This is a genomic window from Nitratireductor sp. ZSWI3, assembly GCF_024655565.1.
Taxonomy (GTDB): domain Bacteria; phylum Pseudomonadota; class Alphaproteobacteria; order Rhizobiales; family Rhizobiaceae; genus Nitratireductor.
In genome coordinates, this window is the sequence record NZ_JANKOF010000026.1 from 46,831 (window position 1) to 53,396 (window position 6,566).

Below are 6,566 nucleotides of genomic sequence, written 5' to 3' on the forward strand. Positions count from 1 at the left end.
GCGGGCATGTCTAGCCTGTCCGCTGTGTCAATCTGTGAGAGGGAATGTCTATGCCAACCCGGGACAGGGTCCAGGCCTTCGTCGACTGCGTAGTGTCGGGCGACCATGTGAAGGCGATAGAGGACTTCTACCATCTTGACGCCTCCATGCAGGAGAACCTCGCGCCCCTGCGCGAAGGACGCGATTTCCTTGTAGACCACGAGCGGCGGGCTTTGGCGCGGGTTGAGAGGATGGATACGCACCTGCCTGAGGCCATCCTCGTGGATGGCGATCTCGTGGCAATACGCTGGGTCTTCGATGTGACGAGCACCGACAGCGCAACCAAGCGACTGATCGAAGTTGCGCTCCAGAATTGGCGTGATGACAGGATTCAGGCGGAACAGTTTTTCTACGACTCCGCGACAGCCTGGCATCCAGTCACACCTGACTGACCTGTCAGGATCAATCGCCATGAAACGTCATCGCACAGTCGAACCTGCCATTCTATACCTCGGAACGCCGGTCGTTCTTGTGAGTACCGTCAGCCAGGCTGGTCTGCCCAACCTTTCGCCGATGTCGTCGGCCTGGTGGTTGGGTTGGACCTGCGTGCTGGGATTCGACGCAAGTTCGAAGACGGTGGAGAACATGCTGCTCAACGGGCAGTGCGTTCTCAATCTGCCATCCGACGATCTGGCGTTGAATGTCGACAGGCTGGTGCGCACGACCGGCTCCGATCCGATGCCGCGACACAAACAGCGGATGGGATATCGCTACGTCAGCGACAAGTTCACAGAAGCCGGGCTCACTCCGCACAAATCCGATCTGGTTTCTCCTCCGCGCGTATTGGAATGCCCGATTCAGCTCGAGGCGGAGGTTGTGCGATCAAGCGAAATCGCCGTGGATGATCCAAGGATGATGATACCGGCGATCGCGATCGAGGTCCGCATAGTCCGCGTGCATGCCTCCGCCGAGGTTCTTTCGACCGAGTTCGACAATCGCATCGATCCCCGGAAATGGAATCCGCTCTTCATGAGCTTTCTCGAATTCTACTCCAAGGGTGAGAGGCTCAAACCGTTGGCACTTCGGCGTTTGAACGAAGAGGCATTCGGAGCGCGGCGGCCTGTACGGCTGACAGACAACCGCGAGGAGGAACCACGATGAAAGCAGACACCACGTGTCGGGCTGGGCGCGGCGGCAAGCTCTTATCCCGATTGGAGCGCTGCATAAACCAACTCCTCCAACCACCACCATGGTGCCGCGCCCATAGGAATTTCACGGCAGGCCCGGATCTAAATGAGATGAACGCATGAATGAGACACGGCCCATCGTCATCGTCGGCGGCACAGGCAAGACCGGCGCCCGTGTCGATAAATTGCTGCAGGCACGCGGCATCGCCACGCGCCCCGTGTCACGCTCCAGCCCCATCCCCTTCGATTGGACCAGGCGTGAAACCTGGGCCCCGGCGCTCGAAGGTGCATCCAAGGCCTATGTCGCCTATCAACCCGACCTTGCCGTGGATGGCGCTGATGAAGATATCGTCGAACTCTCCCGTCTCGCCCGCGAACAGGGAATGGAGCAAATCGTGCTTTTGTCCGGCCGCGGCGAGCCGGGTGCACAACGCGCCGAAGCTGCGCTGCAGAGTTCGGGGATCACCTGGACGAATGTGCGTGCAAGCTGGTTCAACCAGAATTTCTCGGAAGGGCCGTTCCTCGATGGCATCCTCGCCGGCGAACTTGCGCTGCCTGCGGGGCCGGTCCCTGAGCCCTTCATCGATGCTGATGACATCGCCGACGTGGTCGTCGCCGCGCTGACGGATGAGCGCCATGCAAACCGGCTTTACGAGGTGACCGGACCACGTGCCATCACATTTGCGGAGGCCATGGACGAGATCGGAAGTGCGGCGGGCCGGCCGATCCACTATCGACAGATCTCCACGGAGGCATTTGTCGCACAGATGCAGCCTTATGTGCCCCAAGCCATCTTGAGCCTCTTGGTGGAACTTTTCACCGTCGTACTCGACGGCCGCAATGTCGAAGTAATGCACGGTGTAGAAGATGCACTTGGTCGCACGCCCGTGGACTTTGCCGACTATGCCCGCCGGACTGCCGTCACCCGGATCTGGAAGGCAAGAAGCTGATGCAGGCGATCATCACTTTTCTGTTGTGGTTTTCCGCCCTTGGCTGTGGCCTTGTTGCCGGGCTCTATTTCGCCTTCTCCTCCTTCATCATGGCGGCGCTCGGCCGCATCGATCACATACATGGCATTGCAGCCATGAATGCGATCAACTCGACAATCCTCAATTCGCTGTTCATGCCGCTCTTTTTCGGAACCACCATCGCCAGTACTGCGCTAGCGATACTTGCCGTTTTTCGCTGGGGACAGCCCGGTGCTTCCGTCATGCTCGCGGGAGGACTTGTCTATGTCCTCGGCATGTTCGTGGTGACCGTTATCTGCAATGTCCCCCTCAACAATGAGTTGGCAACTGCTGGACGTGGGGTGGCGGACGTATGGGCACGCTATTTGAAAGACTGGACCTATTGGAACCATGTGCGCACATGTGCCTCCGCGATTGCGGCGGCGCTTTTCGTCGCCGCGCTTGCTTGGAAATGAACACCGTGAAGGCTCCAGTCCAGAAACATGGAAGCGCAGGCACAACTCTTGGTTTCCAGGAATTTCGAAAGAGTTGTTAGACAATGACCCGGGAGGATGGAATGCGTTTTGGGGGATAGGGACTGGAGACCGCACCGGCTTGTGCCGCTGCTTCTTCTTCTACTTTATTGGAACAATCACGACCGGATTGCTGGGTTGGAGGCGAACAGGTGAGCGAACTTCTTGAACGCGGAATAAAGGTGCTGGAAAACCAGCCTTTCAGCAAGCTGCTAGGGGCCGAACTGATTCTGTTGGAGCACGGAAAGGCCGAACTGGGCGTGGATCTGCGAGATCACCACAAGCAGCAGCATGGCTTTGCGCATGGTGGACTGGTGAGTTACCTTGCTGACAACGCACTCACCTTTGCCGGGGGCTCGGTGCTGGGTAATTCGGTGACGCTGGAATTCAAGATAAATTACATGCGCCCAGCACTCGGCGAACGATTGTTGGCAAGTGCATCGCTTCTGTCATCTGGCAGGCGAATGGCAGTTTGCGAATGCCGGATAACCGCCCTTCATGATGGTGTGCCGACCACTGTAGCGGTCGCCCAGGGAACCATCTGTAAAGTGGAGACCGAATAAGCCGACTTCCACAAAATCGATCAAAGCGCATTACCGTCGCTTGCTTACAGAGAGCATGGACTGTTCGCTCGACTTCATCCAGCGTGTGTCCAAGGCAAATCCGATCGAGACCAATGCAAATTGGAAACTCTGATGAGACTCTACCTGCCCGCAAATCGGCTCGTGAGCATGGGCTTGATTCTGGTGTCCATTCTGCTGTTTGCATGTCCTCTGGGACAAGCCGCCGAACAGGTTGCATCGGCTTGCTCGCACGACGCCGTCCACGATGAAAGATGGGTCGCAGCCGATGATGTTAGCTTGCATCTGCGGGTTCGAGGTAGACATTGCAATGCTCCATTGCTGCTGTGGCTCCATGGCGGTCCAGGTGGCGCCGAAACGCCACTGTTTCGGCTCTATGACCGCCACCTGGAGGATTCATTCTTAGTTGGGTATTGGGATCAGCGTGGGTCGGGTCGTTCCTATGACCCCGGCGCGGATACTTCGAAGCTAACCGTCGAACGTCATGTCGAAGATCTAAAGAGTATCATCGATCATCTACGCACCCGATACGGCAAGCGCAAGGTTGCTCTCGTTGGTCATTCCTGGGGTTCAGCCTTGGGACTGCTATACGCTCAAAGACATCCCGGCGACGTCTCGGTCGTCGTTGGCGTGAATCAGTTTGTCTCAGGTCTCGGCGCGCAGCGGGGTCAATACGATTTTGTCCGCTCAAGGGCCGAAGCATTCGGACACAATAGGCCACTTCAGCGATTGAAAGAAATCGGGCCGCCGCCCCTTTCCTCTGCGAACGAGTTGCAGCTTCAGACGTTGGTAGACCGTTATGGCGGGCTGTTCCACCAGCGGCCGAGCTTCACCTGGGCCATGATCGCGGGCACGTTGCGCGGCTACGTGGCACCTTGGCAGATCCCTGCCTACATCCGTGCAAATAGGGTTTCGCTTGCCGCCATGGAAAGGGAAATCAACGCACTTGACCTCGGCAAGACGGTACGATCGGTCAAGGTGCCAGTTGTCATGATGCTCGGTCGCTATGATCGGCAACTCGATGCCAGACAGGCTGCAGACTACTTCGAGACACTTTCGGCGCCGGCGAAGCAGCTGATCTGGTTCGAGAAATCGGCGCACAATATTCCCTTTGAGGAACCGGAACGATTCATCTGGGAACTCCGGTCCGTGCTGAACGGGATGGGCAGTTGAAACTTAAGGAGGGGCGGCTTCGGCATTGTTAAAAGATCCGGGCCCTCAAGCGCAAACTTGATGGGACCAGTCTTGGTAGTCTTGAAGATGAACCCGCGAGCTCGCGGGCCGAATCCTGTATTGAAAGCGGGCTCTCATCTCTGGGCTTTATCTAGAGTTCTTATGCGAACACGGGCCCGAACGGCCCGTGTACATCCTTGGTGCCAGATTATCCTCTTTCGAGGCTGCACATCCGGCACATACTTGGGCTCAAATGCCAGAGCGGCATTAAAATGCGGCGGCCGATCAGGCGAGATTCGTTTGACCAAGATCTCTCCTAACCTTCGCAAATCCACGATCCGTGGCGATGAAGCGTTCGAGCATGGGCACGATCAGCCTGACCGGATCGACGGCGGGCTGGCCGCTCTCGCGGCCCAGCACCTCGGCATAGGCGACCAGATCGCGGTGAAGCGGTGCGGGCAATTCCACCGTCACTTTCACGGGCTTGTCCTCGACGATGGGACCGAGCTTGAGCTTCGTCATCATTAACCTCCGCCATTTTCGAATACGAGATCCCGCGTCACGATGATCCTGACCGGGAAGCCGGGCCGGATGGTCAACGTGGGCGCGACCTGCAACTGGCGCTCGACGATCTGCTGGCCGGCCTGGTTGACGGTGTCCTGCGCGCCGTCGCGGATGGCGCGGATCAGACGGTCTTCATCGCTGATCGCCAACTCTGTGCCGACCGCAAGCAGGGTCGAGAGACCCGCTGCCTTCAGCAGATCCCACCAGTGATAGTCAACGCCATCCTCGAGTCCGGCATAGCCCGACATATCGGCACCTGGCAGGCGCTCCAGAACGATGGAACGGCCGCCCGGCAGGATCAGGCGGTTCCACACCAGAAGCACCCTGCGCTGCCCGAAGGTCACGCCGTCATCATATTGGCCGATGATGCGGGTGCCCTGGGGGATCAGGAGCAGCGAGCCGGTCGGGCTGTCATATACGTTCTCCGTCACCTGCGCGGTAATCTGCCCGGGAAGGTCCGATCGGACGCCGGTGATGAGTGCTGCCGGAATCACCGACCCGGCCTGAAGAATATAGGGCGAGGCAGGGGGCGTGACGCGATCGGGCGCGACCGTCTGCCGATCCACCGGACCATTGAGAAACGCCGTGTGCCGATTCTGGCCGGCCGCGTCCTGCTGCTGTCCGCCGAGACCGTCCAGGCCGGGCATGGCCGATACCTGCGTCGCGCTGGGACGTGCGCCGGACTGGAAGAACACATTGCTGAGCCGCGCAGCCTCTTCCTCGGCGCGGCGGCGCTCTTCTTCCGGATCGACAGCTGGTGTCCTGATCGCAGGCGCGGCCACCGGCTGGCCCCGGTTCTGCGCGTCGAGGATCGGGCGGCCGAGGTCACCCGGCAGCGCCGGGCCGAGAACCGGTCCGGTATAGTCGGACGGCAGGCCCGCAAGCCCGTCCGCCGTGGGCCGGTTCTCCGTCGAATAGAGTTCCTCTCCTTCCGTTTCCGCGTCTCGGGTCTGGAGGGCGTAGATCAGCGCGCCGCCGATGCCGAGCAGCGCGATCGCGCCGACGCCGGCGATCATCTTGCGGGACAGCCGCGTGACGCGCGGCGGGTCGGCGCGCAGCCGCATCGGGGCCGCGGTGTCCGTGGTGGTGCTGGTGCCTGTCAAGACGGCGATCCTCCGGTGGCGCTGGCAGGCCGCGCGTCGGCCGCCTGCCTCTGCTCGACACGGACAATCCTGACGGTCTGCTGTCGGTCGCCGCTGCCAAGGCGCAGCTCTGCGGCGCCGAACAGGCGGTCCACGATCAGGATGTTCTGGTGAATGCGGCTGTTGACGATCTGCGGCTCGCCGTCCGATCCGAGCACGAAGATCGGCGGCATCTCGCCCTGCACGATGCCGCGCGGGAAGACGACATAGACGCGGCGGCCATCGTCGAAGACGGAGATGGGCCGCCAGGGCGGGCTGTCGCCGGTAAGGCCATAGCGATAGTTCCGTACCGCCTGGGCCGGGATGATCGGCGCGGCCGGAGCGGTCTGGCGCTGACCGGCAGGCGGCGCGGGATAGGCCCAGGCCACGGCCGGCATGTAGAGCATTTCCCGCGCGCGCAGCTCGATCATGTAGATGCGGCGGTCGGTGGTGATGATGAGATTGGTCGAGATGTCCGGTC

9 protein-coding genes are annotated in these 6,566 nt (G+C 60.2%); 6 read left to right on the plus strand and 3 right to left on the minus strand.

Features of this window, described 5'->3' with window-relative positions:
• Positions 1-44: 44 nt before the first annotated feature.
• The 6 genes from NUU27_RS10725 to NUU27_RS10750 all read left to right on the plus strand — a co-directional run bounded on the left by NUU27_RS10725 (position 45) and on the right by NUU27_RS10750 (position 4,400).
• Positions 45-431, plus strand: coding sequence for a nuclear transport factor 2 family protein (locus NUU27_RS10725; protein WP_257762089.1), 387 nt, complete (start codon positions 45-47; stop codon positions 429-431).
• Positions 432-450: 19 nt separating this feature from the next.
• Complete coding sequence (locus NUU27_RS10730) at positions 451-1,140, plus strand: flavin reductase family protein (RefSeq protein ID WP_257762090.1); 690 nt, start codon at positions 451-453, stop codon at positions 1,138-1,140.
• A 145-nt stretch (positions 1,141-1,285) separates the two neighbouring features.
• Positions 1,286-2,116 (plus strand): NmrA family transcriptional regulator, encoded by an 831-nt coding sequence (locus tag NUU27_RS10735; protein WP_257762091.1) that lies wholly within the window; start codon positions 1,286-1,288, stop codon positions 2,114-2,116.
• A complete protein-coding gene (locus NUU27_RS10740; protein ID WP_257762092.1) occupies positions 2,116-2,589 on the plus strand; it encodes a DUF1772 domain-containing protein in 474 nt (157 codons plus the stop codon). Before NUU27_RS10735 ends, NUU27_RS10740 begins: the two co-directional genes overlap by 1 nt.
• A gap of 209 nt (positions 2,590-2,798) precedes the next feature.
• Positions 2,799-3,209, plus strand: a complete 411-nt coding sequence (locus tag NUU27_RS10745; protein WP_257762093.1) for a PaaI family thioesterase — start codon at positions 2,799-2,801, stop codon at positions 3,207-3,209.
• 132 nt (positions 3,210-3,341) lie between these two features.
• Positions 3,342-4,400, plus strand: a complete 1,059-nt coding sequence (locus NUU27_RS10750; RefSeq protein WP_257762094.1) for an alpha/beta fold hydrolase — start codon at positions 3,342-3,344, stop codon at positions 4,398-4,400.
• Between the two features lie 285 nt (positions 4,401-4,685).
• Here NUU27_RS10750 and NUU27_RS10755 read toward each other — a convergent pair whose 3' ends face one another.
• The 3 genes from NUU27_RS10755 to NUU27_RS10765 form a co-directional block, all read right to left on the minus strand.
• Positions 4,686-4,922 carry a DUF2274 domain-containing protein gene (locus NUU27_RS10755; protein ID WP_257762095.1) on the minus strand — a complete coding sequence of 79 codons (237 nt, stop codon included), beginning with the start codon at positions 4,920-4,922 and terminating at the stop codon, positions 4,686-4,688.
• A gap of 2 nt (positions 4,923-4,924) precedes the next feature.
• Positions 4,925-6,028 (minus strand): TrbI/VirB10 family protein, encoded by a 1,104-nt coding sequence (locus NUU27_RS10760; RefSeq protein WP_257762101.1) that lies wholly within the window; start codon positions 6,026-6,028, stop codon positions 4,925-4,927.
• A gap of 35 nt (positions 6,029-6,063) precedes the next feature.
• A partial coding sequence (locus NUU27_RS10765) for a TrbG/VirB9 family P-type conjugative transfer protein (RefSeq protein WP_257762096.1) occupies positions 6,064-6,566 on the minus strand: 503 nt, incomplete at its 5' end.

Excerpts from the sequence above, each read along its gene's own strand:
- NUU27_RS10725 (WP_257762089.1), top strand. The coding sequence starts at position 45 with ATGTCTATGCCAACCCGGGACAGGGTCCAGGCCTTCGTCGACTGCGTA.
- NUU27_RS10730 (WP_257762090.1), top strand. The coding sequence starts at position 451 with ATGAAACGTCATCGCACAGTCGAACCTGCCATTCTATACCTCGGAACG.
- NUU27_RS10735 (WP_257762091.1), top strand. The coding sequence starts at position 1,286 with ATGAATGAGACACGGCCCATCGTCATCGTCGGCGGCACAGGCAAGACC.
- NUU27_RS10740 (WP_257762092.1), top strand. The coding sequence starts at position 2,116 with ATGCAGGCGATCATCACTTTTCTGTTGTGGTTTTCCGCCCTTGGCTGT.
- NUU27_RS10750 (WP_257762094.1), top strand. The coding sequence starts at position 3,342 with ATGAGACTCTACCTGCCCGCAAATCGGCTCGTGAGCATGGGCTTGATT.
- NUU27_RS10755 (WP_257762095.1), bottom strand. The coding sequence starts at position 4,922 with ATGACGAAGCTCAAGCTCGGTCCCATCGTCGAGGACAAGCCCGTGAAA.
- NUU27_RS10760 (WP_257762101.1), bottom strand. The coding sequence starts at position 6,028 with ATGCGGCTGCGCGCCGACCCGCCGCGCGTCACGCGGCTGTCCCGCAAG.